The sequence below is a fragment of the Flavobacterium sp. genome, from assembly GCF_035760125.1.
In the GTDB taxonomy this organism is placed as follows: domain Bacteria; phylum Bacteroidota; class Bacteroidia; order Flavobacteriales; family Flavobacteriaceae; genus Flavobacterium.
On sequence record NZ_DASTTN010000417.1, the window covers coordinates 1 to 2,058 of the forward strand.

At 33.8% G+C, this 2,058-nt stretch carries 3 protein-coding genes; 2 read left to right on the top strand and 1 reads right to left on the bottom strand.

Annotated elements, in window-relative coordinates; all coding sequences use genetic code 11:
• Positions 1-562: protein-L-isoaspartate(D-aspartate) O-methyltransferase (locus VFS71_RS14690; protein WP_326402154.1), on the bottom strand; the 562-nt coding region annotated here is incomplete at its 3' end.
• Positions 563-728: 166 nt separating this feature from the next.
• On the opposite strand from VFS71_RS14690, the gene VFS71_RS14695 reads away from it, so the two are divergent.
• Both VFS71_RS14695 and VFS71_RS14700 read left to right on the top strand, forming a co-directional pair.
• A complete protein-coding gene (locus VFS71_RS14695) occupies positions 729-1,694 on the top strand; it encodes a Gfo/Idh/MocA family oxidoreductase (protein ID WP_326402155.1) in 966 nt (321 codons plus the stop codon).
• A 91-nt stretch (positions 1,695-1,785) separates the two neighbouring features.
• Positions 1,786-2,058: 3-hydroxyacyl-CoA dehydrogenase NAD-binding domain-containing protein (locus VFS71_RS14700; RefSeq protein ID WP_326402156.1), on the top strand; the 273-nt coding region annotated here is incomplete at its 3' end.

The following is a 2,058-nucleotide window of genomic DNA, read 5'->3' on the forward strand; positions in this document are numbered from 1 at the left end:
TTAACAGCGTCATAATTTGAATATCTTCTCCTAAAGGAATCACGAGTCTTCCTCCTATTTTAAGTTGTGCCATTAGAGGTTGGGGAATTATTGGTGCACCTGCAGTAACAATAATACTATCAAACGGAGCGTGATTAGGTAGTCCTTTATAACCATCTCCAAAAGAAAGATGCTTAGGACGTATTCCAAGTTTAGGCAATAAAGCCGATGTTTGTTTGAACAGCTCGTTTTGTCTTTCAATACTATAAACTTGAGCACCCACCAAACACAAAACGGCTGTTTGATACCCTGAACCTGTACCAATTTCCAAAACTTTATGCCCTTTTTTTACTTCTAATAACTGGGTTTGAAAAGCAACGGTATAAGGTTGGGATATAGTCTGACCTGCAGCAATAGGAAAAGCCTTATCTTGATAAGCATAATCTTCAAAACTTGAATTTAAAAATAAATGACGTGGGATTTTTTTAATAGCTTCCAAGACATTCTTATCAGTTATACCCTTTTTCTGCAAAACGGTTACTAATTGATTTCGAAGTCCTTGATGCTTGGCAGTATCTTTCAAAATTTAAGGTTTTTATTAAAGAACAAAAATAGAAAACTAAATCAATTTCCAATCCAAAATAAAACCTAATTCTTATTCAAAATAATAAAGCATATCTCTAGAATTTAGTATTTTTATAAATTGGAATTTCTTATTTTATTACTATTTTTGTGGAAACAACATTATTATGCTGAAAATTGGAGTATTGGGTGCTGGGCATCTAGGTAAAATACATTTGCGTTTATTACAACAATCTGAGAAGTATGAATTAGTCGGTTTTTATGACCCCAATCAAGAAAACGCTGAAAAAATAAGTAAAGAATTTGGATACAAAAATTTCAGCACTATAGCAACATTGATTCATGCAGTTGATGTTATTGATATTGTCACCCCTACTCTTTCCCACTATAAATGTGCCAAAGTAGCCATTAAATCGGGTAAACACGTTTTTATAGAAAAACCCATTTCCAATACGGTTGAAGAAGCCGAAGAAATCATTGCACTTGCCAAAGAATACAATGTAAAAGGACAAGTTGGGCATGTTGAAAGGTTCAATCCTGCATTTATTGCAACCAAAAACATGATTGAAAACCCAATGTTCATTGAAACTCATCGATTGGCCGAATTCAATCCTCGCGGAACCGATGTTCCTGTCGTTTTGGATTTAATGATACACGATATCGACGCTATCATGAGTGTAGTCCAATCAAAAGTAAAAAATATCAATGCCAGCGGAGTTTCTGTGATAAGCGATACCCCAGATATTGCCAATGCCAGAATTGAATTCGAAAATGGTTGTGTTGCGAATTTAACTGCAAGCCGAATTTCAATGAAAAACATGCGTAAATCACGTTTTTTTCAGAAAGATGCCTACATCTCTGTAGATTTTCTGGAAAAAAGATGTGAAGTGGTAAAAATGAAAGATGCCCCAGAAGTGCCTGGTGATTTTGATATGATTTTGCAAAATGCCGAAGGAGTAAAAAAACAAATTTATTTTTCTAATCCTGATGTAGAACAAAACAACGCCATACTTGACGAATTGGAATCATTTGCAGATGCTATCAATAATGATACAACGCCAGTGGTAACATTAGAACAAGCTACAGATGCTTTGAGAGTAGCGTATCAAATTATAGATTGTTTTAAAAAATAAAAACTAAAAAATATACATTGAAAGTTTAAAGTTTAAAGTCAATCACTGGTCTTTAAATTTTAAACTTTTTTAACTTTAAAATACAAAAAAAATGAAAATTATAGCTGTAATCGGAGCAGGAACTATGGGTAACGGAATAGCTCATACTTTTGCACAAAGTGGTTTCACCGTGAAATTAATTGATGTTTCCGAAAAATCATTGGATAAAGGAATGGCAACAATAGCAGCCAACTTGGACAGAATGGTTTCAAAAGGAACTATAACCGAAGATGACAAAGCCAAAACAATTACTAATATTATTACCTATACCGACATTAAAGATGGTGTTGTTGGTGTTGATTTGGTAGTAGAAGCCGCTACCGAA

Bases quoted from the DNA above. Each gene is read 5' to 3' on its own strand.
- VFS71_RS14695 (WP_326402155.1), top strand. From the start codon at position 729: ATGCTGAAAATTGGAGTATTGGGTGCTGGGCATCTAGGTAAAATACAT.